Origin of the sequence: Curtobacterium sp. MCPF17_011, assembly GCF_003234145.1 — a bacterium.
In the GTDB taxonomy this organism is placed as follows: Bacteria; Actinomycetota; Actinomycetes; order Actinomycetales; family Microbacteriaceae; genus Curtobacterium.
This window is the reverse complement of sequence record NZ_QKSK01000001.1, coordinates 478,142-502,667: the sequence shown is the minus strand read 5'-3', so window position 1 is coordinate 502,667 and position 24,526 is coordinate 478,142. Positions and strand designations below refer to the sequence as shown.

The following is a 24,526-nucleotide window of genomic DNA, read 5'->3' as shown; positions in this document are numbered from 1 at the left end:
TCCGGCCTGTCTGCCGATCTGCCGGGTCTGCCGGGTCTGCCGGGTCTGCATCCGGCGCGGCCTGCATCGAAGGACGCAACTCCGACGGTCCCACCGTTCGGCCCTGGGGCGGGCGGGTCCGGATTCCTAGCGTGGACGGTGTCGTGCGAACCCGCGCACCGCACAGCGAGGAGTCCCCCGTGTCCACAGCCCTCCACCCCGAGCCCGGAACCGCCGCCCGCCCGAGCGGTACCGCCGTGCACCTCGACCACGTCACCAAGACGTACCCCAACGGCCCGTCGACGGTCCGCGCGCTCGACGGCGTGAGCCTGGACGTCGCCGCCGGCACCTTCACCGCCGTGATGGGAGCGTCGGGCTCCGGCAAGTCCACCTTCCTCAACTGCGCCGCCGGACTCGACACCCCCACCAGCGGCCGGGTCGTCATCGGCGGCGTCGACCTCGGCACGCTCTCCCCGGACGCGGTGACCCGGTTCCGACGCGACCACGTCGGCTTCGTCTTCCAGGGCTACAACCTGGTGCCCCACCTGACCGTCGGCGAGAACGTCCGGCTGCCCCTGACCCTGGCCGGGGTCCGCGAGGACGACCACCGCGTGGCCGGACTGCTGCACGCCGTGGGGCTCGAGGGCATGGCCGACCGGCTGCCGGGCGAGCTCTCCGGCGGCCAGGCACAGCGCGTCGCGATCGCCCGTGCGCTCGTCGCCGGGCCGGACGTGGTGTTCGCCGACGAGCCCACCGGGGCATTGGACACCGCGACCGCGGACCGGATCCTGCAGCTGTTGCAGCACGCGGTGCGGTCCCTCGGGCAGACCCTGGTGCTCGTCACCCACGACCCCCGCGCTGCCACCTACGCCGACCGGGTCGTGTTCCTGGCGGACGGCCGGGTGCGCGACGAGCTGGTCGCCCCGACGCTCGAGTCCGTCACCGCCCGCGTCCTCGGTCTGGGGCGCTGAGCCGTGCGCGTCGCCCTGCGCTCCCTGCTCGTCGTCAACCGGGCCGCGGTGCTCGGTGCCGGGATCGTCGTGGCCCTGGCCGCCATGCTCCTCGGCATCACCACCGCCTGGCTCGAGGCCGGGGTCCGCCACCCCGAACTGCCGTTCCTGTCCAGCGTCGCCGGCTCGTTCGCGGGCACGCTGCTCCTCATCACCGTGTTCATGGTGGCCAACGTCTTCGCCGGGGTCCTCCGCGAGCGCCGCCGCGAGTTCGCGCTGCTCCGCGCGGTCGGCGCCACCGCCGCGCAGATCCGCGGAACGGTCCGGACCGAGGTGCTGCTGTTGCTCGCGCTCGTCGCTCCGCTCGGCGCGGTGGTCGGCACGTTCGCTGCCGCCTCGGTCACACCGCTGCTGCGGGCGAGCGACATCGTCCCGGCGGGCTTCACCCTGACGGCGAGCGTCGTGCCGCTGCTCACCACACTGGTCGTCCTCGTCCCGACGGGGCTCCTCGCAGCGGCGATGGCCGCCCGGGCCGCGACCCGTCCGAGTCCGACGGACGCCGTCCGCGCCAGCACGACCGACGTCCCGACGCTGTCCACCGGTCGCCGGATCGCCGCCGGGGTGACCGCCCTCGCCGGACTCGGCATCGCCGCCACCCCCTTCTTCACCCCGGGCCTCGTCGGCAGCGCCGCCGGTGCCACCTCGGCGATCGTGCTCGTCGTCGCCGCGGCCCTCGCCGGACCGCTCCTGGTGCAGTGGGCTGCTCGTCGTGGCCTCGCCGTCGCCCGTCGCGGAGTCGGCGGTGCGGCCAGCGTGCTCGCCCTCCTCAACGCACGCGGAGCCTCCCGGCGGCTCAGCGCGGCCGTGGTGCCTCTCGCGCTCCTCGTCGCGCTCGGCACGGTGCAGACCGGGACGGACGCCGCGGTCGACCGGGCCACTGCCGACCAGCTGGTGGCGGGCCTCCCGGCCGATCTGGTGGTGACCTCCTCAGGAGGTGTGACGGCGGACCAGCTCGAGCGGATCGCCGCCGTCCCGGGAGTCCGTGCGACCACGACGATGCGCGACCGTGCCGGATCCGTGCAGGTCGAGCAGCCCGATGAGGACCTCGGCGGCCTCGGCGGCCTGGAGTGGGAACCGACCGTCGTCCGCGGCCTGTCCGCGGACACCCGCTCGGTCGACCCCGACGTCCGGTCCGGGTCCCTCGCCGCGCTCGACGCCCCCGGCACCGTCGCGGTGAGCAACGACCTGGTCGCGCTGACGCCCACCGGCCTCGGCGACACCGTCCAGCTGCGGTCCGGGGACAGCCCGGCCACCTCGGCACGCGTCGTCGCGGTCTACGACCGGGGGCTGGCGTTCGGGGACGTGCTGGTCCGCGACCGGTCGGCCGGACCCGTCGACACGCTGCTGGTCGACGCTCGTCCGGGTGACCGTGCGGCCGTCCGGGAGGCCCTCCTCGCCCTGGACCTGCGCGTGACCACCGCCGACGGGTACGCCGCGAGCGTGCTGCGGTCCGGAGACGGCGAACGGCGGCTGTCCCTGGTGCTCGTCATCGCGTTGCTCGCCTTCGTGGCCGCCGCGGCGGGGAACACGCTGCTCACCGCGATGCGGGGGCGTCGCGGCGAGTTCGGACTGCTGCAACGGACCGGCGCGACCCGCGCGCAACTGCTGCGGATGGCAGGGGTCGAGACGGCGTTCACGGCGGTCGCCGCCGTGGTGATCGGCACGGTGGCGGTGGTTCCGGCGCTGGTCGGGGTCGGACAGGGACTCGCCGGGGCGCCGTCCTCGGGGTTCGACGTCGGGGCGTGGGCCGGGTTCTCAGGGGCCGCAGTCGTGGTCGCGGTGCTCGGGGTCCTGCCGGGTGTGGCGCGGACCGTGCGCGGGCGGTGACGACGGGCCGCACTGGGCGGGCCGCTGAGGGGTGGAGCCAGCCCCACCCCGGTGCTAGGTTGACGACACGTCGTGTCATCAACCGGAGGTCGTCATGGAAACACAGCGCATGGAGGGCAAGACCGTCCTCGTCTCGGGTGGCTCGTCCGGTGTGGGGCTCGCCGTCGCGAAGGGGCTCGCCCGCCTGGGTGCCCGCACCGTGCTGCTCTCGCGAGACAGCGACCGCGGACGCAACGCGGTGCGGGCCGTGCAGCAGGCAGCGCCCGGTGCGGACGTCGACTCGCGCGTCGCCGACCTCACGTCCCCCGCCTCGGTGGCTCGCCTGGTGGACGACCTCCGTGACACTGCGGGCACGCTCGACGTGCTCGTGAACGCCACGGGAGCGGTCGGTGAACGCGGTGACCTGCGGCCCGGGATCCCCCGGAGCTTCGCGACCAACTACCTGACCCACCACCTCCTGACGCGGGCCGCGTTGCCACTGCTCCGCGACGCTCCGGCCGCACGCGTCCTCACGGTCGGTGTGGCGCCGGCACTCGTCCGGCGTCTCAAGGAGTTCGCGGTGGACGGCGTGGACGCGAACGCCTCCGGGGTACGGGTCCTGACGCAGGCGGTCGCGTGGAAGCTGCTCCTGTCACGGCACCTCGCGGAGACCGAGACCAGCATCAGCGCCGCGGTCTTCCACCCCGGTCTGATCAAGTCCGACCTGCTCGGTCGACAGGCGCTGCCGTTGCGGCTCGTCGGCAGCATCACGAACCGGTTCGCCAGCTCCACCTGCCCGGTCGCGGACCACCTGGCGTCACGGACCGCAGACCTCGGTCCGGCCGGAGGGATGGTCGACGACCACGGACGGACGGTCGCCCTGCCGCCGACGATCAGCACCGCCAACGCCGATCGTTCATGGGCGGCGAGCGAGGCCCTGGTCCATCAGCTGGACTGACCCGGACCGTCCGACGGACGGGAGGCGCGGTGCAGGTGAGCGCGTCGGCCCACCGGCACCGCGCCTCCCGTCCGGTCGGCTGCGGACGCAGCGCCCGCGGCGTCAGCTCCGGATGAACGCGAGGATGTCGGGGTTGATGACGTCCGCGTGCGTGGTCAGCATGCCGTGCGGGTACCCCTCGTAGATCTTCAGCGTCGCGTCGCTGAGGAGCTCGGCCTGCTTCAGGGCTGCGTCCTCGTACGGGACGACCTGGTCGTCGTCGCCCTGCAGGACCAGGACCGGCACGGTGATCGCCCGCAGGTCCTCGGTCTGGTCGGTCTCCGAGAACGCCTTGATGCCCTCGAGGTGGGCGAGTGCGCTGCCCGTCATGCCCTGACGCCACCAGTTGGCGACCACCGGCTCCGACGTGGTGACGCCGGGACGGTTGAAGCCGTAGAAGGGGCCGGAGGCCACCGCCTGGAAGAACTCGGCACGGTTCGCGGCGAGTGCCGCACGGAACCCGTCGAACACCGAGATGTCGGTGCCCTCCGGGTTCGACTCAGTCTTGAGCATCAGCGGCGGCACGGCGGAGACGAGGACCGCCTTCGCGACCCGCCCCTGCGGCTGGCCGTACCGGGCGACGTAGCGAGCGACCTGGCCACCGCCGGTGGAGTGGCCGATGTGGATCGCGTCGTGCAGGTCGAGGTGCTCGACAACGGCGGACACGTCGCTGGCGTAGTGGTCCATGTCGTGGCCGGTGCCGATCTGCGACGAGCGGCCGTGACCCCTCCGGTCGCTCGCGACCACGCGGTACCCCTCGGCCAGGAAGTAGAGCATCTGCGCATCCCAGTCGTCCGAGGACAGCGGCCAGCCGTGGTGGAACACGATCGGCTGCGCGTCGGGGTCCCCCCAGTCCTTGAAGTAGATCTCTGCCCCGTCGTCGGTGGTGATGTATCCCATGTGCGTTGCCCTCCTGTGGCTGTTCGTCGGATACTCGCAGATCCACGGCCTCCCGGACAGGAGTTCACACACTCGTCACCATCACGGAACCAGGACGACGCGTCCGACGACCGACCCGGTGTCCGTCCGCGGCGGTGACGCGACGTCAGCTCCTGGAGCCGTCGTCCCACGCGATCGTCAGGGAACTGCCCGACACCCCCGGAGCGGCTGTGCCCGATCCCGTCGACGCACTGTCCGCCACGGTCACCGCGCTCGCCTGCCCGCCGTACGGGGGGTGCGGGACGTCGTCCCAGTCCACGGTCACCCGCTCGCCCGGAACGAGGTACCCGACGGCACGCCCCACGACCGCGCTGAAGTGCGCCCAGACGTCGCGCACGGCCGGGAGGCCCGGACCACCTCCGACGACCGGGTCCAGGTCGACGACTCCCCACCCCTCGTCAGCACTCCAGCTGCGCACCGTCCCGGCGGTCGTCGTGGTCATCGGGCCATCATGCGCGGCGCAGGCCGCCGAACCCAGGAGGCCGGCGCCGGCCGTTCAGACGAGCGTGACCGCACCCCACCCGGCGCGCATCCGGGCGACGGCCCGGTCCCACCCGGAGAGCAGGTCGTTGTCGTCCCGCATCAGCGACTGCACCTGCAACCCCTCGTAGAGCGCGACCAGCTGCTCCGCCGCGTGCCGGGGCGACGTCCCGCGCGGCTCGCGACCGGCGACGACGTCCCGCACGAGGGCGAGGGTGATGTCCTCGAACGCGTGGACGTACTGGGTCCGGAACCACCCGGCGGCGGGGTGTGTCGGCGCCGAGGCTGCGCTGAGCGTGGCGATCCGGATGCGCACGAGCCCGGGATCGGCCAGGCCGGACTCCAGGCGGGCGCGGAGGTACGCGGCAGCGCCGTGCTGCTCGGCGATGGGCCACAGGGCTGCCCGGTCGCCGTTGTCCCAGCGGTTCATCACGGCGACGACGAGCAGCTCCCACACCGGGTAGGCAGCCGTGACGTCATCGGCGGTGACGTCGGCGAGCGCGGCGACCTCGTCGGGCCCGACGGCGTGGAAGTCCGAGCGCCGGAAGGCCTCGATCGCGGCCTGGACGATGCGGGGACGGAGATCGGCATCGGGCGCGGGCATGAGGACGATCATCCGGTCCGGACGGCGGTCGCGCGACCGCCAGTTCGAGGGGCGCGGACGGACCGCGCTCAGCCGCGGTCGAACGTCAGCGTCTCGTCGTCGGGTGCGGTGATCCTGCCGGAGCGCGCGAACTCCGCCCAGATCGCGCGGTGCCCCGGCCCGCGGCGCTCGACGGCCGCCCAGTCCTGTTCCGGCACGAACCGGCTGCCGGCCCACGCCGCCCGGTCGCCGAGCAGCAGCGGCACGTCGCTCATGTGCACCGCGCCGGTCGGCCGGACGGTCACCCCGCGGTGCAGTCGGTAGACCACGGCCCGACCGCCCGCGGCGCGGTGTCGGGCGGCGAAGGCCCGCGCATCGTGGCCGTAGATGACCTCGCTGAGCGGGCGGACGAGCCACCAACGGAGCAGGGCTCGTCCGACCCGGGTGCGCGCGACGGCCGGCAGCCCGGGGATCATCGGCACGTAGAGGGCGGCCTCATCGGTCGCGGACCCGATGAGCACCTCGACGTGCGGGGCCGCCTCACGCCAGGCGTCCGGCAGGTCGCGTTCGGCGGGCAGCGGCGCGTGCCCGTACTGCGTGCCGAACGGCATCCCGCCGCGCAGCCCGTACGGCAGCGCCGCCCTCTCGGCCGCCGCCTGCAGCGTGAGCACGTCCGGCAACGCGGTGTCCGGTGCGACGGTGCCGACCGCGCGGAGCATGGCCCGGTTCATCCGGGCCCGACGGCGCGAGAGCCCGAGCGGTGCGCTCTGGACGATGGCCCGCTGGAACAACCCGTTCGTGCCCTCGGCCACCATGAGGTGTGCGATCGCGTCACCGCCGGCCGACTGCCCGAACAGGGTGATGCGGTCCGGGGCGCCGCCGAACCCCGCGATGTTCGCGTGCACCCACCGCAGCGCCTCGACCAGGTCGAGCAGTCCGAGGTTCGCCGGGACACGTACCCCGTCGCCGAGGAACCCGAGGACGCCGAGCCGGTAGGTGACGGCCACGACGACGACCCGCTGCTCCTCGGCGAGCGCGCGGGGGTCGTGGATCGGGATGTCCCCGCCGCCGACGACGTACGACCCGCCGTGGATCCACACCATCACGGGCAGCTGTTCGTCCTCGCCGAGGTCCGCGGGCACGGTCACCGAGAGGGCCTGGCAGTCCTCGGAGACCTCGGCCTCGATCGGGTGGATGAGCTCCTCGAGGACGGGCGTCGCCGGCTGCGGCGGCACCGGCGCGGGGGTTTCGGCGACGAAGTCCGACGTGAACGGCGGGACCGGCTGCGGTCGACCGAACCGCTCGGCGCGGGCGTAGGGGATGCCGAGCGCGCGGACCACCCCGCCGTCGCGGTGGCCGACGATCCGGCCGACGGGGGTGGCGAAGGTGCGGGTCGGCGCGGCGGTCATCAGGCAACCGTACGACGGTCCGCCCGGCGCGGATCACGTCATCGGGAAACGAAAACCACACAGCGGGTGGTTTCTGCGGTAGCGTCGGATCGTCTCGCCGTGGAGCAGTGTCTCCGTCGGCCGCACACCACGTCAGGATCGAAGGAGCCTCTGCAATGTCCACCACCTCTGTGCAGCTGTACTCACTGCGCGACGCGATCGCCGAAGACCTCGACCAGGCCATCGCCCGGGTCCGGGAGATCGGCTACGAGAACGTCGAGCCCTACGCGTTCGTCGAACGTGCCGCCGACCTCGAGCGCGCCTTCGCCGCCACCGGCCTGAATGCCCCGTCCGGCCACGTCGCCGTGATCGACGCCGACGACACCGCCCCGATCTGGGACGCGGCGGAGCGCCTCGGCATCCACACCGTCATCGACCCGTTCATCCCGACCGACCGCTGGCAGACCGCCGACGACGTGAAGAAGATCGCCGAGCGCGTCAACGTGCTCACCGCCGAGGCCACCGCCCGCGGCCTGGCGTTCGGCTACCACAACCACCAGTGGGAGTTCACGAACAAGGTCGACGGCCGCACCGTCTACGACCTGTTCGTCGAGCAGCTCGCGCCGGAGACCGTCCTCGAGGTCGACACCTTCTGGGCGACCGTCGGTGGCGCCGACGCCGCCGCCGTGCTCCGCGGCCTCGGCGAGCGCGTCGTCGCGATCCACGTCAAGGACGGCAAGGTCGACGGCGACATCCGCACCGCACTGCCCTCGTCCGAGAGCGCGCTCATCGTGCCGGAGGCGCTCCAGCGCGCGTTCGAGAACCAGACCCCGGCCGGCCAGGGCGACGTCGACGTCGCGGGCATCCTCGCCGCGGCGCCGCAGGCCATCCGCGTCGTCGAGTTCGACGCGTACAAGGGCGACGTCTTCGAGGGCATCACCGAGTCCCTCACCTGGCTCGAGGACAACGACAAGTGAGCCGCTTCGGCATCGGCATCATCGGCGCGGGGAACATCTCGACGCAGTACCTCGAGAACCTGACGCAGTTCGCCGACGTCGAGGTCCGCTTCGTCGCCGACGTGCTGCTCGACCGGGCCGCCGCGCAGGCACAGCGGTACGGCGTCGCCGGTTCCGGCAGCGTCGACGAGCTCCTGGCTCGTGACGACGTCCAGATCGTGATCAACCTGACGATCCCGGCCGTGCACGCCGAGGTCGACCAGCAGATCATCGACGCCGGCAAGCACGTGTGGAGCGAGAAGCCGATCGCCACCGATCACGACTCGGCCGCGGCCGTGCTCGCGTCGGCGCAGGCGAAGGGCCTCCGGGTCGCGACCGCTCCGGACACCGTGCTCGGCGCGGGCATCCAGACGGCGCTCCGGGCCATCGCCCGCGGGGACATCGGCGAACCGCTGACCGCGACGACCCTGTTCCACGTGCCCGGACCCGAGGCGTGGCACCCGAACCCGGACTTCCTGTTCGCCACCGGTGCCGGTCCCCTGTTCGACATGGGCCCGTACTACGTCACCACGCTCGTGCACGCCTTCGGCACCGCCAGCCGTGTGCAGGCCGTCTCGTCGAAGTCGCTCGACCGTCGCACCATCGCGTCGGGTGACCGTGCCGGGGAGACCTTCCCGGTCGAGGTCCCGACGCACCACGCCGCGCTCATCGAGTTCGCCGGCGGGCAGTCCGCCCAGTCGACGTTCTCGTTCCAGCACGCGCTGCCACGCCAGGGCTTCGTGGAGATCAACGGCACGCTCGGCACGATCTCGCTGCCGGACCCGAACACGTTCAAGGGTGAGTCGACCCTCTGGCGCTTCGGCCAGGACGAGCCCGAGACCCTGCCCGCCGTCGGCTCCACCTGGGGCCGGGGCACCGGGGTCGTGGAGCTCGCGCGCGCCATCGCCGAGGACCGACCGGAGCGCGCCTCCGGTGCCCTGGCCCTGCACGTCCTGGACGTGCTGCTCGGCATCCGCGACGCGGCCGAATCGGGTTCCGCCGTCGAGATCACGTCGTCCGTCGACGCGGTCCCGCCGCTGCCGGAGGACTTCGACCCGGCCGCCGCGGTCCTGACCGCCGGCGCGTAGCCCGACAGCTCCACCACCGGAACGGCCGGCCCTCGGCGAGGGCCGGCCGTTCCGTGTTCCCCGGCGAGGGAGCAGGATGACGGCATGGGCAACGCGTTCTCGACCGGTTGGCGCATCGCCCGTTCGCGCCGATCGGAGTTCCTCGACCTGGCGCGCCTCCGACGACGGACCGTCGTGACCGGCACGGTAGCCGTCGTCTCAGGCACGATCATGGTGATCGCGTCCCTGCTCTGGGGCGCCCTCGACGGAGCGTGGCCCCTGCGCCTCCTGGCCATCGTCTGTTTCGCGGCCGCACTCGGCTGCTTCGTCGGGGTGTTCCTCCGGGTCCACCGTCGGGATCTCGACCTCCGGGGCACCGGCACCGGAGCGGGCGACTGGCGCCGCGGCGAGCGCATCGACCGGCAGTTCGCCGCGCGTCCCCCGGCGATGCTCCCGGAGGACCGCGACGAGGTCCTCGCTCGGGCCGAGCGCTCCCTCGGACCCTCCGTAGCCCTCGCGGCGCGGTTCGTCCTGCTGCCGATCGCCTGGGCACTCTTCTGGGCCGGGGCGCTGTTTTCCGGGCTCGGCACTGTCGACCAACCAACGCCGTTGCTGATGCCGCCCTTGCTCATGCTGCTGCAGTCCGCCACCTCCATCGCGGCGGTGACGGGCATCGGGCGGTCCGACGCCGCACGCCGCCGCGCCCTCGCGCTCGAGCCGGCCCCGGTCGTCGCGGCACCGCCGCGTCGGAACGTCGACCCACGCGGTTCGAAGGTCGGTCTCCCTGGTGACTGACCCCGCGCTCCACGGACCTCTGTGTGGAGCGTGTCGACAGGGCCTGTGAGGCGGGGCAAGATCGGGCGGGGTGTCGGGCTCGGCGCTCGTCTCGTGATGCAGGGGGATCGATGACGATCGAGATGTTGTGGGAGCCGGACGACCCGACCGACGTGCTCCGGAACCGTTTCGGCTTCGCGGACGCCGAGGCGGTGGGCGACTGGGTCAGCTCAACGGTCGAGCGTCACTGGGGTGTTCGTGTCGGGCCACCGGAGCGGATGGTGATGAGCGACAGCAACGCCCTCGCGTGGGTTCGCGGAGGGGACGAACGCCTCCTGGTGAAGTGGTCGGTCGCTCCCGACCGGTTCGAGCGACTCGCGTTCAGCGCCGATCTCACTGCTTGGCTCGGAGCACAGGGACTGCCTGTGTCGACGCCGGTACCGACCCTCGCGGGTGAGGTTCAGGTGACGGACGACGGCATCTCGCTGGGTCTGCAACGCTTCATCGACGGAGCACACCTCGATGTCGAGGACGCCGATCAGGTCCGTGCAGCGGGGGCGACGCTCGCTCGACTGCACGACGCGCTGCGCTCGTGTCCCTTGCACGACTCGCGCCCCGGGGTGCTGTCCGCGCCGGCACCGCTCACCGACCAGATCGCGGGCTGGCTCGCTTCCGAGCCGCCGTCGCTGTCTCCGACGGCCCGCGACGTACTCTGGCGGATGCTCGAACGAGCGCCTGCGGATCTCCCGCCTCTCCAGATCGTGCACGGTGACTACCGCGCCGCCAACATCCTGTGCGTCGGCACCGCCGTCGTCGGCGTCCTCGACTTCGAGGAGCTGCGACTCGACCATCGAATCGTCGAGCTCGCTCGCTCCGCGGTCATGCTCGGCACGCTCTTCCGGGACTGGGGACCTGTTCCCGTGTCCGTTCGGCAGCAGTTCCTGGACGGCTACCAGACGGTCCGAGCCCTCACGGATGAGGAACTGCACTGGTGGCCGGTAGTGGTGCTCTGGTACTCGCTGGCACTCGTGCCTCCTGGCGACGACCCCACGGGGTGGGGTCGAGCGGCAATCGAGCAATTCGAGACCGCTGACGGCTCATCGGCCGGCAGTTACCGATCAACGGTGCCGGTGGTCTTCCCGCCTCGCCACCAGCGAAAATGCGACCACGAAGATGGCCCAGCAGACGACTGGCACCAGGTGACCGACCGACGGCGTACCTGCCAGATTCAGAACCGCAAAGAGCAACGCGAGTGCCCCGAAGACGATCGCGACGATGAGCCACCGGCGGATCCTGCGCCAGGACCGCTGATCTGACTGCCCCTCGGGCCTGCTCACCGTGACACCAACATGGCGGCAGCGTACCGGCAGCTGCCGTCCGGTAGCGGATCCGTCATCGGTACCGCTGCCGCCGAGTGAGAGCGATCCGCGACCGCACAGCCTCGACGCACTGCCCCAGCGACTCTCGGTCCGTGTGCAGCGTCAAGTCAGCTCCGATCCGTGGCAGCTCACGCTGCCAATGGTCGTAGGCCGCGCGTAGGTAGTCCTCCTGACGCGACACTCCGCGGGTTGGATCCGCCAAAGCGCGCTTGAAGGCGACATCAAAAGGTGCAGTTGTCGCGATCGTCAACGATGGGACTTCGTCAGGTGCTTGCCGGAGTAGTCCGCGCACCTTCTCGCCCGTTCCGACACCCTCCACGATGACGCAGGTCATCCCCGCGCGGAGCCACAGCCCTGCGACTGCCTCGGTGATCTGATGCGCTACTTCCCAGCCCGGGAGCGTGGGTAGCGCCATCGAGGCGATCTGGTCCAGCTCAACTGCCGCAACCCGCTCTCCTTGCCCGCGAAGCTCATCGCTGAGAGCCACAGTGAGGGCACTCTTCCCAGACGCTTGTGGCCCAGCAATGACCACGTAGACAAGGGGTGGAGTACCTGTAGTCATCTCGGCAGCGTGCTCGATGGTCGCGCGGCCCGCAAGAGTCTCGATCCCGGTGGGCTACCGAACGCCACCTCGGTCGCTCTTGGTCGTTCCGGGAGGGGATCCCTTCCTGGGACGGGTTGCTTCACCCGCCCTTCGGACCCGCACCGTGGGAACTTCGCCGAGCGTCGTCACACCGGTTGACTGACGCGATGGCATTCGAGATCCGCGGCGCGACTCCTGTTGATGCTCTACAGATCGCGCGGGTGCACAAACGATCACGCGAGGCCTACTACGGGGATGCCCTCGACCCGGTCGATGCGGCTCGTGATCGGTACCCGATGTGGGTCGACACGTTGACCAGGGCTGACACCTGGTGCGCCGTCGCGGTGCTGCATGAGGACCTCGTGGGTTTCATCGCGGGTCACCTCCCCGAGCGGGACGATCTGCCTGCCGAACTGTCAAGTCTCTACGTCGACCCTGATCGGTTCGGTTCAGGGGTCGGTAGTGCGCTGTACCAGCGCTTCGTCGACGTCGTTTCATCGGGTACCGCTGAACTCGAGGTCTGGGACGGGAACGACCGGGCAAAGCGCTTCTACGCGCACCGAGGCTGGCAACCGACCGAACAGATCAGAGCAGGCGTCACCGGGAAGCCATTCGTCACCTCGACGCTCGACCTTCGCCCCTGCTAGCCAGACGTCCGTAGCCGATCGTCTACGGGATGTCGTCAGCGGGCGTACCGCAAAAAGCTCCACGAGAGGCGAGGAGTGTCCTCACCTCCTGCGAAGAACTAGTCACCACGTGGCGGGTAGAGCTCCGCTGTCGGACCCGATGCGGGACTCGCTGCACTGCGCTGCGTGGCTTGCATCATCCGACGGGCATGCCGAGCCGGTCATTCCCCAACCTGGCTCGGAGCGTGTGGAGCAGAGCACCGACGATCTTCACTTGGTCGTCGTCGAGAGACGGGGCGACGAGTTCGGCGAGCTGGCGACGGAACGTCACCTCTGCCGCAGCGACGATTGCGGCACCTGTGTCAGTCAAGGAGACGAGCACCGATCGCCCATCTGTGGGATTCGGTCGGCGATCGACCCAGCCGCGCGCGGCGAGTCGATCCACCCCCTTGCTGATCGCCCCGACTCCGGCAGCGAAGTTCGTGGCGACGTCTGCGATCCGCGACGCAGGGTGGTCCCGGAAGTAGCAGAGGAACTCGTACTGCGTAGCCACGATGCCGTGCTCGCGACGCAGGGTGTCACTCACTGCGTTGTAGAGACGCGTCTCGGCTCGAACCAGGTCGTCGAAGAGCTGCACGAGATCATTGCTTGCCGTTTTGGTTGCCACGGCATACAGTCTACCGTTGCATGCCGCGGCAACCAAACCGCCCGGCGGGAGGAGCACCATGAGCCGAGAACAACGACAGGCACTCGACGACATGCTTCGGGCAGCACCGCAGGCCAGCGGGCCGGTGCCAGTCGAGCAGATGCGGCAGGGGTTCGCTCGCTTCATGAGCCAGTTCCCCGTCCCCGCGGGCGTCACGCGAACGCCGATCGAACTCGGCGGTCGAGGCGCTGTCCGCGTCGAACCGAGCGCTGACGCCCGTCCGGGCATCATTCTGTACTTGCACGGTGGATCGTTCTCGCTTGGTTCCCCCGAGACCGCGATGGCATTGACCGCGCACCTCGTGGAACGCACAGGCGTGCCAGCGGTCTCGGTCGACTACCGGCTCGCTCCGGAGCATCCGTTCCCGGCAGCCATCAACGACTGCCTCTCCGCCTACCGCGACCTGCTCGATCACGACGTCGACCCAGCGAGCATCGTGTTCGCTGGCGATTCCGCAGGAGGGGGCCTCGCGGTGACGACGACCCTCGCCGCCCGGGATGCCGGGCTCCCCGTCCCTGCAGGGATCGTCGCGTTCTCGCCCGGGCTGGACCACACGCGTACCGGTGCGTCGATGACGTCGAAGGAGGGCATCGACCCGCTCTTCACCCGCGCCGGGATGGAGCACACGGGCACCCTGTACCTCGACGGTCAAGACCCGGAGCAGCCGCTGCTCGCTCCAGCGGTGCACGCCGACCTCAGGGGGTTCCCGCCGATGCTCCTGCAAGTCGGGACGAACGAGCTCCTCCTCGACGACGCCGTCCGACTCGCCGACCTGGCACGCGCCGCCGAAACGGACGTCATCCTCGACGTCGTTGCCGGCGTGCCCCACGTGTTCCCCGCGTTCGTCGGGCTGATCGACGAAGCCGATGAAGCAATCGCTCGGGCAGCCCTGTTCATCGGACAGCGCCTTCGGATCAGGTGACGAGGCCACGTCCGGGGAACCGACGGGCCGACGAGACTGCTCCAGCGCCCGAACCGACGAGGACCAACCGCACTGGTCACGTGCGTTTCGACACCGTCCTGACCCAGGCTGACGTCCCCACGCTCCGTATCGAGGTTGCTGCGCTCCGGCTCCCAGAGCGTCGACTGGCGCGAGGCGTGAGCATGCAACGCGACGGGCGCGAACGCCCGTGGCAGTTCCAAGCGGTCGTTGACGAACGCGATGAGAATTGGACGTTCGACCGGGAGGGGCACACCCACCGCGACCGCTACGAGGAGGGCGTCCTCCACACCGTTGACGGGCCGTCGGAAGTCAGCTTCGCTCGCAGCGGCACGGTTGCCTCTCCCGTTCGGCTGCTCACTCCTGAGCTGCTCCTCCTGTGGGGGTCACCTGCGAGCTACTCACCGATGCTCGTCCAGCGGATCAACGAGCACTGGCTGCTGTTCACGTTCGAGCACGACCTCGACCCCGCGCAACGCACGACGCTGGTCATCGACGAGCGCGACGGAGTCGCACACCGCTCGTACGGAGTGGATCAGATCACGGTGATCACCGAGCTCCGCTTCATGGAAGACGACGAGCCGATGCCTCCACGTCCGCGCTTCCCTCGACTGCAGGAGTGGCCCCGGCTCGAGTACTGAAGCCACGCGCGCGAGGCGGCGCCCGGATGTGGACCGCCATCAGCGCACGATCTTGCGCTGCACGCTCCTCGGCAGACGAATCAGCAACCAACTCCCCCACCACCCTCCCCCGCGACCGAACCCGCGCTCCACGGATCGTCCTGCCGCGTGCTCCGGCCACCCGGTGCCCATGCGCAGCCGCCCGAGGATTCACTCAATGCATGCGCACCATGGGAGTCGAAGAAGAGCTGCTGCTCATCGACCGGACGACGGGTCACCCCGTCCCGGTCGCGGAACAGGTGCTCGCCCGTGCCGTCGCTGCCGGCGGCCCCGGCGACGGTGGCGAAGTCGTCGGCGAGATGCACCGGGAGGCCATCGAGGTCTTCACCCGCCCGCACTCGTCGCTCGCAGCGCTCGGTGGCCAGGTGCTCGCCAACCGTGAGTTCACCGAGATGCTCGCGTCCGAGGCCGGAGCACATGCCGCCCCCCTCGCGACCTCGCCCTGCCCGGTCGAGCCACACCCGACGGAGTCGGAGCGGTACACGACGATGATGCAGCGGTACGGCTCGCTGCCCCGGCGGGTGCTCACGTCCGGGCTGCACGTGCACGTCTCGGTGGACTCCCCGGAGGAGGGCGTCGCCGTCCTCGACCAGATCCGTACCTGGACCCCGATCCTCATCGCCCTCTGCGCGAACTCCCCGTTCCACGACGGCGTCGACACCGGCCACGCCAGTTGGCGGTCGATGCTCTGGAACCAGTGGCCGTCGTCGGGTCCGCAGGAACGCTTCGGTTCGCTGGCGCGCTACCGAGCGGTGATGGACGCGATGCTCAGCACCGGTGCGCTCCTCGACTCAGGCATGCTCTACCTCGATGCCCGGCTGTCGCAGAACCACCCGACGGTCGAGGTCCGGGTCGCCGACGTGCCGCTCGACCCCGGCACGACCGTCACGGTCGCCGGCCTGGTCCGCGCCCTGGTGGACACGGCGGCGAACGACGCCGCGATCGGCCGGGAGGCTCCCAACACCCCCGCCTGTGCGGTCCGGCTGGCGAACTGGCGAGCGGCGCTCGAGGGGCTCGACGGGTGCCTCGTCGATCCGACGACCGAGCGCCCGGCTCCGGCCCGGGACGTCGTGATGCTGCTCCTGGCGCACGTCCTGCCGGCCCTGACGGCGAACGGCGACGACCAGCTGGTCGAACGGGGCATCGCCGACCTCTTCGCCCGCGGCACCGGTGCCGCCCGCCAGCGCGCAGCCCGTCTGCCGATGACGGAACCGGGGTCGGACGACCTCGGGCACATCGCCCTCGCCGCGGCCCGGGCCGTCCCGGCCGCAAGCACCCACCTCGATGCAGCACGACCGCGGACCGTGATCGGACGGAGTACCCCATGACCCAGACGACGACGCCCCCCGCCCTCGGGGAAGAGCCCGGTGAACTCCTCGGACGACGGCCGCTCCGGTCGGGTGTCCGGGCGGTGCACTGGCACACCTCCACGGACCACAAGACGATCGGCAACCTCTACCTGGTGACCTCGTTCGGCTACTTCTGCCTCGCGGGACTGATGGCCGTCGTCATGCGGACCGAACTCTTCACCCCCGGACTCGACGTCCTGGACACCCGCGAGCAGTACAACCAGCTCATGACGATGCACGGCACCGTGATGCTGCTGCTCTTCGCCACCCCGCTGTTCGCCGGGTTCGCGAACGCGATCATGCCCCTGCAGATCGGCGCCCCGGACGTCGCCTTCCCGCGACTGAACGCCCTGTCCTACTGGCTGTACGTCTTCGGCAGCGTCATCGCGATGGGTGGCTTCCTCACGCCGGCCGGGTCGGCGTCGTTCGGCTGGACCGCCTACGCGCCACTGTCGGACACGACGTTCCAGCCCGGCCTCGGTGGGACCCTGTGGGTCGCGGGCCTGAGCATCACCGGGTTCAGCACGATCCTCGGGTCGGTGAACTTCATCACGACGATCGTGACGATGCGGGCCCCCGGGATGACCATGTTCCGGATGCCGATCTTCACGTGGAACGTGCTGATCACCTCGATCCTCGTGCTCATGGCGTTCCCGGTGCTCGCGGCGGCCTTGTTCGGGCTGCTGCTGGACCGGGCGTTCGACGCGCAGGTCTACAACCCGGCCAACGGCGGAGCTCTGCTCTGGCAGCACCTGTTCTGGTTCTTCGGCCACCCCGAGGTCTACGTGATCGCGCTGCCCTTCTTCGGGATCGTCTCCGAGGTGTTCCCGGTCTTCAGCCGCAAGCCGATCTTCGGCTACAAGACGCTGGTGTACGCGACGATCTCGATCGCGGCCCTGTCGATCTCGGTCTGGGCGCACCACATGTTCGCGACGGGCGGGGTCCTGCTCCCCTGGTTCTCCTTGATGACGATGCTCATCGCGGTGCCGACCGGCGTGAAGATCTTCAACTGGGTCGGCACGATGTGGCAGGGCTCGGTGACGTTCGAGACGCCGATCCTCTGGGCGATCGGGTTCCTCGTGACGTTCACGTTCGGCGGTCTGACGGGGGTGATCCTGGCGTCCCCGCCGCTGGACTTCCACGTGCACGACACCTACTTCGTCGTCGCACACTTCCACTACGTCGTGTTCGGCACGGTCGTGTTCGCGATGTTCTCCGGCTTCTACTTCTGGTGGCCGAAGTTCACAGGGAAGATGCTCGGCGAACGCCTGGGCAAGGTCCACTTCTGGATGCTCTTCATCGGGTTCCACACGACCTTCCTCATCCAGCACTGGCTCGGCGTGGTCGGCATGCCCCGCCGCTACGCGAGCTACCTGCCGGAGGACGGGTTCACCTGGATGCACCAGGTGTCGACCGTCGGGGCGATGGTGACCGCCGCGTCGATGCTCCCCTTCTTCCTGAACATCGTGCAGACGATGCGGCACGGCCAACGGGTCCGTGTGAACGACCCGTGGGGCTACGGCCGATCGCTGGAGTGGGCGACGAGCTGCCCGCCGCCCCGCCACAACTTCACCGCGATCCCGCGGATCCGATCCGAGTCGCCGGCCTTCGACCTGAACCACCCGGAGGCCGGTGTCCCCGTCGGTGTGGGTCGGGCGATGGACGCCCCTGATGCGCCGACGCACGACCAGGCGAGCGGCAAGACCCGGAAGCCGGAGGGCCCCGGGCAACAGGCGTGACCCCCGCACCGCTCAGTGCGGTCCGTGCCCCTCGGTGCCGCCGGGGGGCACGATCCGTTCCAGCAGTCGCAGCACCCGCTCCCCGTCGACCGAGCCCGGGTCGAGCAGCCACTGCACCTGCATACCGTCGGACACCGCGATGCTCAGGCTCGCCAGGTCCTCCGGGTCCAGGTCGTCACGGATCCGTCCTGCCGACTGGTCCCGCCGGATCAGGTCGGCCAGGTCGGCGCGCAGCCGGGTGAACCGGTCGCGCATGAACTCGCGGGTGGCCGGGTGCCCCTCCTGCACGGCGTCGGCGGAGAGGGTCGTGTAGAGCTGCACCAGCCCCGGTACGGCCCGGTTGCGGGCGGCGCTCTCGCGCATGTCGCCGATGGCGGACTTCATCCGCTCCGGTGCGCCCTGCTCGCGCACCTCGTGCTCGCGGTAGACGGCGAGCAGCAGTTCGTCGCGGCTCGGGAAGTAGTGCCGGAGAGCCGCGTGCGTGATGCCGAGGGCGTCCGCGACGGACCGCAACGAGGACGCGTCGACACCCTGCTCGGCGACCATCCGGATCATCTCATCGAGGATCTGCGCCCGTCGCTCGGTGCCCTTGCGGTAGCCGCCGCGGCGCGACGAAGTCGCTGCGTCATCATCGGCGGGGTCGTTCACCGTGCCAACTTACCGCTGGAAGGTTTTCGCGGCCAGTGGCGGACGGGAGGCCCGGATCACCACCGGTGACGTGCCTCCCGTCCGGTGGGTGTCAGGAACCGGCAGCCGACTCGCCGGCGTCAGCGCCGGCCTGCGGGACCGTGTACTCGTCCACCGGCGTCGGCAGGCCCGCGTCGAGTGCGGCCGTGATCTGCGCCAGGCAGCGCGCCAGGACCTCGTTGTCCTCCGCCGAGAGGTGGTCGATGACCTCGACCACGGCCTCGTGGAAGATCTCGTACGACTTGTCGATCTTGCGGGCGGCCTGCACCGTGGGCTCGAGCACCTGCGCCCGCCGGTCGGTGGGGTGCGGGACCCGGAGCAGGTCGCCCTTCTCGACCAGGCCGTCGACGATCTTGGTGACCGAGGCGTTCGAGACCGACAGCATGACGGCCAGGTCCTTCGGGCCCATGCTCCGGCCGTCGCGGTGCGCCTGCAGCATGTAGCGGACGGTGAGGAACTCGTTCTTCGTCAGACCGCTCTCACCGCGGGCACGTTCGAGCTGGTCCTCTTCGGCGTGCTGCAGCCGCAGCAGGGCGTCGACCGCGGTCTTGGCGGACCGGGTGCGGGGCTCGCGGGCGTAGAGGTGGACGTGCTCGCGGCGGACGACGGTCAGCGGCATGCGTCAGGCGGCCGGAGCGACGAAGAAGTCGGCGTAGGACAGTTCGGTGCGGCGGGACAGCAGCGACGGGTCCTGGATCCGCTGGGCGACCCAGGCCTCGATGACGGCTGGATCGGTGAGTCCCACTCGCGGGTGGGAGCCGCCGAACCGAGTGTCGTGCGACGTGCTGTGGTACGTGCTCTGCATGGGTGCGCCTTCCTCGTCGAGGGTCTGCTGTCCGTCCGGACGAGCAAACTCTTTCACATCGTGAACTGTGAGGGCAACAAACAGTTTTGCCACTTGTACAGTTCGCGCACCGAACGACTGCGGTCCCCCGCGGACGCACACGAGCCCCTCCTCCAGCGGAGGAAGGGCTCGTGCGTGGAGCGGGACGGACTACTCCTTGTTGAGCTTGTCCTGCACCGTGCCGGCGATCTTCTCGACCGTGTTCGGCAGCTCGGTCGTGCCGTAGAGGCGCGCGTCCGGGTGCGTGGGCGGCGGCATCGGCACCGAGGTGGTGGGGCCGTCGTGGTACGAGTACTCGCCCTTGCCGTCGAACGACGGGCCGCTCGCCCACGAGCCTTCCTTCGCCTGGGCACCGTCGGAGAAGTTGAGGTACTGGTAGTGCACCTCCTGGTTCTCCTTGCTCTGCGGGAAGTTGCTCGGGACCGGCAGCGTCTCGAGGCCCTGCTCGCGCAGCTCGGCGGCGGCGGTCGCCCACATGTTCTGGTGCATGGTGTCGCGGGCGATGAGGAAGCTCAGCAGGTCCCGGACGCCGTGGTCGTCGGTCATGTGGTAGAGCCGCGCGGCCTGGACGCGGCCCTGCATCTCGGCGTTCTCGTTCGCCGTGAAGTCGGCGAGCAGGTTGCCGCTGGCCGTGATGTAGGAGCCCTGCCACGGGTTGCCCATGCTGTCGACCGGACGCGCACCGGCGCCGGCGACGATGGCGTGCTGGACGTCCGTGCCACCGACGATCGCGGCGACCGTCGGGTCGTCCTGCAGCGCGTCCTCGGTGATGCCGAGCGGGGACTTCTCGAGCAGCTGGGCGATCATCGTCGCGAGCATCTCGACGTGGCCCATCTCCTCGGCGCCGATGCCGAACACCATGTCGCGGTACTTGCCCGGGATGTGCATGTTCCACGCCTGGAACTGGTACTGCAGCGCGACGGAGATCTCGCCGTACTGACCACCGAGCACCTCCTGGAGCTTCCGCGCGTAGATCGCGTCGGGCTTGTCGGGGGTCGCCTTGAACTGGAGCTCTTGCTTGTGGAAGTACAAATCGTTCTCCTGTTTCTGTTCGGTTCGGGTGGACGGGTCAGAGGATCGGCGTGCCGCCGGTGACCGCGATGCGCGCACCGGAGACGTAGCTGCCGTCGTCGCTCGCGAGCAGGACGTACACCGGGGCCAGCTCTGCCGGCTGTCCGGCGCGACCGAGGGGTGTCTGGGTGCCGAACTGTTCGACCTGCTCGGCGGGCATCGTCGAGGGGATCAGCGGCGTCCAGATGGGGCCGGGCGCGACGCTGTTCACGCGGATGCCGCGCTCCCCGACGAGCTGCGCGAGCGCGGCCGAGAAGTTGGCGATCCCGGCCTTGGTCACGTCGTACGGCAGCAGGGTCGGCACCGGGTTGTCGGAGTTCACCGAGCTCGTGCCGATGATCGAGGCGCCCGACTGCAGGTGCGGCAGTGCTGCCTTGACGAGGTGGAAGTAGGCGCTGAGGTTCGTCGCGAGGGTGTGGTCCCACTCCTCGTCGGTGATCTCCTCGAGCGTCTCGTGGGTCATCTGGTACGCGGCGTTGTTCACCAGCACGTCGATGCCGCCGAGCTCGGACACCGCGGTGTCGATGATGCTGCGGCAGTAGGCCGGGTCACTGACGTCACCGGGGAAGAGCACGGCCTTGCGACCGGCGTCCTCGATCCAGTGCTTGGTCTCCTGCGCGTCCTCTTCCTCTTCGGGCAAGTAGGAGATCAGGACGTCGGCACCTTCGCGGGCGAAGGCGATCGCGACCGCCTTGCCGATACCGCTGTCACCGCCGGTGATCACGGCCTTCTTGCCGGCGAGCTTGCCGGATCCCTTGTAGCTGGTCTCGCCGTGGTCCGGCTTCGGTCCCATCGCCTGCTCGGAACCGGGGGGTTGCTGCTGTTGATCGCTCATGTCACTCCCTGGACGAAGGTCATCGTGCAGGGGGTCATGGTCGGCGGGCGTCGCTGGACGGCCGTCCGGAGTGTTCAGATCACGCGGACGGGCACCGCGTGCCCGCCGGTCAGGAGGCGGTGGTCGCCCGTCCGAGCCACTCCTGCAGCAACGCCCGCTCGGGGTCGGTGAGCCCGGGGAGTGCCGGAGCGGCGGCACGGACGGCCTGCAGCGCAGCGAGGGTCATCGACGCTCCCTCGTCAGGGTCGCCGCCTGCCCATGCGGGCGGGTCCGTGACGATGGCGGCCAGGACCGTGTCGAGCATGAGTTCGGGCAACGAGGGTCCGGCGCCGTGTCCGCCGGCGAGCATCGTCAGCATCGACCCGGCGCCGGCCGCGCGGATCATCGCGACCGCCTGCTCCTCGGGCACGCGGAGGCGTCCGGCGGCGGCGACCCGGTGCACCCGCGCACGGAGCACCTCCAGTCCGGCAGCGACCGCCGGGGAGTCGTCGTCGCGGTCCGAGGCGTAGAGCAGACGGAACAGCGCGGGGTTGGCGAGCCCGAAGGCCACCTGCACCCGCCACGAGTCGCGGAGGTCCGCGACCGGGTCCCCGCCGCCGCCGATTTCGGCGGCGGCGTGCTCGGTCTTCGCGGCGACGAACTCCGCCAGGACGTGCTCGGCGACCGCGTCGAGCAGGCCGTCCTTGTCACCGAAGAGCCGGTAGATCGCCGGCGCCTGGACACCGGCGGCGAGCGCGACGCTCCGGGTGGTGACCGCGGCGACACCGTCCTCGGCGAGCAGGCGTGCGGCCGCGGTGACGATGCGGGTGCGCGGATCCGGTGCGGGGCTCATGGTTCCGATGCTACCGAGGCGGTGGTATCGCCGCTTCCCTCATGGCGTTTCCAATGATACTTTCCTCGTGTTACCACTGGAAACACGATCGGAGCAGCCATGATCATCGTCACCGGAGCCACCGGACAGCTCGGCGGGGCAGTCGTCGCCCACCTCCTCGAACACGTCCCCGCCCGGGAACTCGCCGTCAGCGTCCGCGACCCACGGTCGGACGCCGCACGCCGGCTCGCCGACCGGGGCGTGCAGGTCCGACGGGGTGACTTCACCGAGCCCGCCACGCTCCCCACGGCGTTCGCGGACGCCAGCCGGGTGCTCATCGTCTCCGGGCCGGCCGACCCCGAGCCGCACCGCGTCGCCGTCGAGGCAGCGGTCACCTCCGGCGCCGGACACATCGTCTACACCGCACACATGGCGACCTCCCCGGACTCCCACTTCGGTCCCGCCCGGCAGCACGCCGCCACGGAGCAGGACCTGGCCACCACCGGCATCGCCACCACGTCCCTCCGCAACGGTTTCCACGCCTCCAGCGCACCCTTCATGCTCGGCGCCGGCCTCCGGACCGGCGAGCTCCGCCTGCCCGCCGACGGTCCCGTCGCCTGGACGGCGCAGGCGGACCTGGCCGTCGCCGCCGCGATCGCCCTGACGGACCCCGACCGCCTGCACGGCACCACCCCGCCGCTCACCGCGTCCCGGGCGCTCGACATGGACGAGCTCGCCGAGATCGTCTCGCGGGTCACGGGTCGGACCCTCACCCGGACCGTGGTCGACGAGGACGAGTACCGCGCAGAACTCGTCGCCGGCGGACTCCCCGAGGCGTTCACCCCGATGATGACCGGGTTCTTCGCAGCCGCACGTGACGGCGAGTTCGCCACGGTCGACCCGATGCTCGCCGACCTCCTCGGCCGCGAGCCGCGGAGCATCGAGGACGTCCTCGCCGACGCACTGCGGGCGCACTGATCGCGCGCGGCGCCGGACGGGAGGCGCGGGGCGGGCCCGGCACGGGCCTCCCGTCCGGCACCTGAACGGGCACCGGCGTACCGTCCACGACGTGGATCTCCAGCTGCAGGACCGTGTCGCACTCGTCGTCGGCGGGAAGGGGTACATCGGCACGGCCGTCGTCGACCGCCTCCGCCAGGAGGGCGCCACCGTCGTCGTCGCCTCCCGCACCGCCGACGCCCCGGGAAGCGTCGCGATGGACACCGCCGACCGGGCATCGGTCGACACCGCCGTCGCCCGCGTGCTCGAGGACCATGCGCGCATCGACGTCCTCGTGGTCACCGCGGCCCCGGCGGCGAACACCCTCGACCCCGAGCGCCGCTCCGACCCGGACCAGGTCGCCGCGGCCGTCGACGGCAAGGCCCTCGGGTTCCTCCGCGTGGCGAACGCCGTCCTGCCCGCGCAGCGCCGGGCCGGCTTCGGCCGCATCGTCGTCGTCAGTGGACAGAACGCCTACCTCTCGGGGAACATCACGACCTCCCTGCGCAACGCGGCGACGAACGTGATCGCGAAGAACCTGGCCGACGAGACCGCGGGCACCGGCGTGACCGTCAACGTCGTCAACCCGGGCACCGTGACCGACCAGCCCGACGCCGAGGTCCGACCGGGTGCCGGCGGCCAGTCCAGCCCGCAGCAGATCGCTGACCTGGTCGCGTTCCTGTCCTCCCCGCTGTCGGTGGTGTCCGGCGAGTCGATCTCGATCGCCCATCGTGTCCTCGGGAGCGTCACCGTCTGACCGGCTGGCACGTCTCTTCCGCCGCGCGACGGGCGGGTGTTGACTGCCGCCATGCAGCAGGTCCACTCCGCCGATGGCACCTCCTGGGAGGCCGTCGGCCCGTCCGACGCCCCCGGAGTCGTCGTGGTCGGCGGGGCGTTCAGCACCGCCGACGCCGCCCGACCACTCGCGCACGCCCTCGCCGAGGCGGGCCTCCGGGGTGTGGTCCTGGACCGCCGTGCCCGCGGCGGATCCGGAGACACGTGGCCGTACGCGCCCGGACGGGAGGTCGAGGACCTCATCGCCGTCGCCGCGGCCGCCGGTGGCATCCGTGCCGCGCTCGGGCACTCCTCGGGCGCCGTCCTGGCCCTCCGTGCGGCGGCCGGTGGACTCGAGGTCGACCACCTCTTCCTCTCCGAGCCGCCCTTCGCGTTCGAGGACTCCCGCCCGCCGCAGGCCCCGGACCTGGTGGACCGACTGCAGGCACACCTCGACGCCGGGTGACCCGAGGACGCCGTCGTCCTCT

At 70.8% G+C, this 24,526-nt stretch carries 26 protein-coding genes; 15 read left to right on the top strand and 11 right to left on the bottom strand.

Annotated features, from left to right (window positions below):
* The first annotated feature begins 179 nt into the window (after positions 1-179).
* From DEJ25_RS02450 to DEJ25_RS02440, 3 genes are all read left to right on the top strand, one after another.
* On the top strand, positions 180-950 hold the full coding sequence (locus tag DEJ25_RS02450) for an ABC transporter ATP-binding protein (RefSeq protein ID WP_258366226.1): 771 nt from the start codon (positions 180-182) through the stop codon (positions 948-950).
* Between the two features lie 3 nt (positions 951-953).
* Positions 954-2,816 (top strand): FtsX-like permease family protein, encoded by a 1,863-nt coding sequence (locus DEJ25_RS02445; RefSeq protein WP_111043648.1) that lies wholly within the window; start codon positions 954-956, stop codon positions 2,814-2,816.
* Between the two features lie 94 nt (positions 2,817-2,910).
* A complete protein-coding gene (locus tag DEJ25_RS02440) occupies positions 2,911-3,753 on the top strand; it encodes an SDR family NAD(P)-dependent oxidoreductase (RefSeq protein WP_111043647.1) in 843 nt (280 codons plus the stop codon).
* A 102-nt stretch (positions 3,754-3,855) separates the two neighbouring features.
* Here the strand turns inward: DEJ25_RS02440 and DEJ25_RS02435 are convergent, their stop codons facing one another.
* The 4 genes from DEJ25_RS02435 to DEJ25_RS02420 form a co-directional block, all read right to left on the bottom strand.
* Entirely contained in the window at positions 3,856-4,692 is an 837-nt protein-coding gene (locus DEJ25_RS02435) for an alpha/beta fold hydrolase (RefSeq protein WP_110902943.1), read from the bottom strand.
* 145 nt (positions 4,693-4,837) lie between these two features.
* Positions 4,838-5,173, bottom strand: a complete 336-nt coding sequence (locus tag DEJ25_RS16545; protein ID WP_181427325.1) for a hypothetical protein — start codon at positions 5,171-5,173, stop codon at positions 4,838-4,840.
* A 54-nt stretch (positions 5,174-5,227) separates the two neighbouring features.
* The gene (locus DEJ25_RS02425; protein ID WP_146240599.1) at positions 5,228-5,815 is read right to left on the bottom strand and encodes a TetR/AcrR family transcriptional regulator; all 588 of its coding nucleotides are present in this window, start codon (positions 5,813-5,815) and stop codon (positions 5,228-5,230) included.
* Between the two features lie 68 nt (positions 5,816-5,883).
* Positions 5,884-7,203 carry a carboxylesterase family protein gene (locus DEJ25_RS02420; RefSeq protein ID WP_111043645.1) on the bottom strand — a complete coding sequence of 440 codons (1,320 nt, stop codon included), beginning with the start codon at positions 7,201-7,203 and terminating at the stop codon, positions 5,884-5,886.
* Positions 7,204-7,358: 155 nt separating this feature from the next.
* On the opposite strand from DEJ25_RS02420, the gene DEJ25_RS02415 reads away from it, so the two are divergent.
* The 5 genes from DEJ25_RS02415 to DEJ25_RS02395 all read left to right on the top strand — a co-directional run bounded on the left by DEJ25_RS02415 (position 7,359) and on the right by DEJ25_RS02395 (position 12,627).
* On the top strand, positions 7,359-8,159 hold the full coding sequence (locus DEJ25_RS02415) for a sugar phosphate isomerase/epimerase (RefSeq protein WP_181427324.1): 801 nt from the start codon (positions 7,359-7,361) through the stop codon (positions 8,157-8,159).
* Positions 8,156-9,265 (top strand): Gfo/Idh/MocA family protein, encoded by a 1,110-nt coding sequence (locus DEJ25_RS02410; RefSeq protein ID WP_111043644.1) that lies wholly within the window; start codon positions 8,156-8,158, stop codon positions 9,263-9,265. Before DEJ25_RS02415 ends, DEJ25_RS02410 begins: the two co-directional genes overlap by 4 nt.
* Positions 9,266-9,349: 84 nt before the next feature.
* Positions 9,350-10,039 carry a hypothetical protein gene (locus tag DEJ25_RS02405; protein ID WP_111043643.1) on the top strand — a complete coding sequence of 230 codons (690 nt, stop codon included), beginning with the start codon at positions 9,350-9,352 and terminating at the stop codon, positions 10,037-10,039.
* A gap of 110 nt (positions 10,040-10,149) precedes the next feature.
* Entirely contained in the window at positions 10,150-11,334 is a 1,185-nt protein-coding gene (locus tag DEJ25_RS02400) for a phosphotransferase (RefSeq protein ID WP_111043642.1), read from the top strand.
* Positions 11,335-12,147: 813 nt separating this feature from the next.
* Complete coding sequence (locus DEJ25_RS02395) at positions 12,148-12,627, top strand: GNAT family N-acetyltransferase (protein WP_111043641.1); 480 nt, start codon at positions 12,148-12,150, stop codon at positions 12,625-12,627.
* A 175-nt stretch (positions 12,628-12,802) separates the two neighbouring features.
* Here the strand turns inward: DEJ25_RS02395 and DEJ25_RS02390 are convergent, their stop codons facing one another.
* Positions 12,803-13,273 carry a MarR family winged helix-turn-helix transcriptional regulator gene (locus DEJ25_RS02390; protein ID WP_110902935.1) on the bottom strand — a complete coding sequence of 157 codons (471 nt, stop codon included), beginning with the start codon at positions 13,271-13,273 and terminating at the stop codon, positions 12,803-12,805.
* Between the two features lie 58 nt (positions 13,274-13,331).
* Here DEJ25_RS02390 and DEJ25_RS02385 point away from each other — a divergent pair, with 58 nt between their 5' ends.
* The 4 genes from DEJ25_RS02385 to ctaD all read left to right on the top strand — a co-directional run bounded on the left by DEJ25_RS02385 (position 13,332) and on the right by ctaD (position 18,020).
* Positions 13,332-14,234: an alpha/beta hydrolase gene (locus DEJ25_RS02385; RefSeq protein ID WP_110902934.1), complete on the top strand. Its 903-nt coding sequence runs from the start codon at positions 13,332-13,334 to the stop codon at positions 14,232-14,234.
* Between the two features lie 425 nt (positions 14,235-14,659).
* Complete coding sequence (locus DEJ25_RS16350) at positions 14,660-14,893, top strand: hypothetical protein (RefSeq protein ID WP_146240598.1); 234 nt, start codon at positions 14,660-14,662, stop codon at positions 14,891-14,893.
* 200 nt (positions 14,894-15,093) lie between these two features.
* On the top strand, positions 15,094-16,260 hold the full coding sequence (locus tag DEJ25_RS02375) for a glutamate--cysteine ligase (RefSeq protein WP_110902932.1): 1,167 nt from the start codon (positions 15,094-15,096) through the stop codon (positions 16,258-16,260).
* A complete protein-coding gene (ctaD, locus tag DEJ25_RS02370) occupies positions 16,257-18,020 on the top strand; it encodes a cytochrome c oxidase subunit I (RefSeq protein ID WP_110902931.1) in 1,764 nt (587 codons plus the stop codon). The genes DEJ25_RS02375 and ctaD overlap by 4 nt, the downstream gene beginning before the upstream one ends.
* A 12-nt stretch (positions 18,021-18,032) precedes the next feature.
* Here the strand turns inward: ctaD and DEJ25_RS02365 are convergent, their stop codons facing one another.
* The 6 genes from DEJ25_RS02365 to DEJ25_RS02340 form a co-directional block, all read right to left on the bottom strand.
* Positions 18,033-18,668 carry a TetR/AcrR family transcriptional regulator gene (locus DEJ25_RS02365; protein WP_258366227.1) on the bottom strand — a complete coding sequence of 212 codons (636 nt, stop codon included), beginning with the start codon at positions 18,666-18,668 and terminating at the stop codon, positions 18,033-18,035.
* A gap of 91 nt (positions 18,669-18,759) precedes the next feature.
* Positions 18,760-19,326, bottom strand: a complete 567-nt coding sequence (locus tag DEJ25_RS02360; protein ID WP_110902929.1) for a MarR family winged helix-turn-helix transcriptional regulator — start codon at positions 19,324-19,326, stop codon at positions 18,760-18,762.
* A gap of 3 nt (positions 19,327-19,329) precedes the next feature.
* Positions 19,330-19,512, bottom strand: coding sequence for a hypothetical protein (locus DEJ25_RS02355; RefSeq protein WP_110902928.1), 183 nt, complete (start codon positions 19,510-19,512; stop codon positions 19,330-19,332).
* 189 nt (positions 19,513-19,701) lie between these two features.
* Positions 19,702-20,583: a manganese catalase family protein gene (locus DEJ25_RS02350; protein WP_110902927.1), complete on the bottom strand. Its 882-nt coding sequence runs from the start codon at positions 20,581-20,583 to the stop codon at positions 19,702-19,704.
* A gap of 37 nt (positions 20,584-20,620) precedes the next feature.
* Positions 20,621-21,457, bottom strand: a complete 837-nt coding sequence (locus tag DEJ25_RS02345; protein WP_111043639.1) for an SDR family oxidoreductase — start codon at positions 21,455-21,457, stop codon at positions 20,621-20,623.
* Between the two features lie 109 nt (positions 21,458-21,566).
* Positions 21,567-22,289, bottom strand: a complete 723-nt coding sequence (locus tag DEJ25_RS02340) for a TetR/AcrR family transcriptional regulator (protein ID WP_111043638.1) — start codon at positions 22,287-22,289, stop codon at positions 21,567-21,569.
* A gap of 99 nt (positions 22,290-22,388) precedes the next feature.
* Here DEJ25_RS02340 and DEJ25_RS02335 point away from each other — a divergent pair, with 99 nt between their 5' ends.
* From DEJ25_RS02335 to DEJ25_RS16940, 3 genes are all read left to right on the top strand, one after another.
* Positions 22,389-23,246, top strand: a complete 858-nt coding sequence (locus tag DEJ25_RS02335; RefSeq protein WP_111043637.1) for an NmrA family NAD(P)-binding protein — start codon at positions 22,389-22,391, stop codon at positions 23,244-23,246.
* A gap of 91 nt (positions 23,247-23,337) precedes the next feature.
* Positions 23,338-24,021, top strand: coding sequence for an SDR family NAD(P)-dependent oxidoreductase (locus tag DEJ25_RS02330; RefSeq protein WP_111043636.1), 684 nt, complete (start codon positions 23,338-23,340; stop codon positions 24,019-24,021).
* A 51-nt stretch (positions 24,022-24,072) separates the two neighbouring features.
* Complete coding sequence (locus tag DEJ25_RS16940) at positions 24,073-24,504, top strand: alpha/beta fold hydrolase (RefSeq protein WP_258366392.1); 432 nt, start codon at positions 24,073-24,075, stop codon at positions 24,502-24,504.
* Positions 24,505-24,526 lie beyond the last annotated feature (22 nt).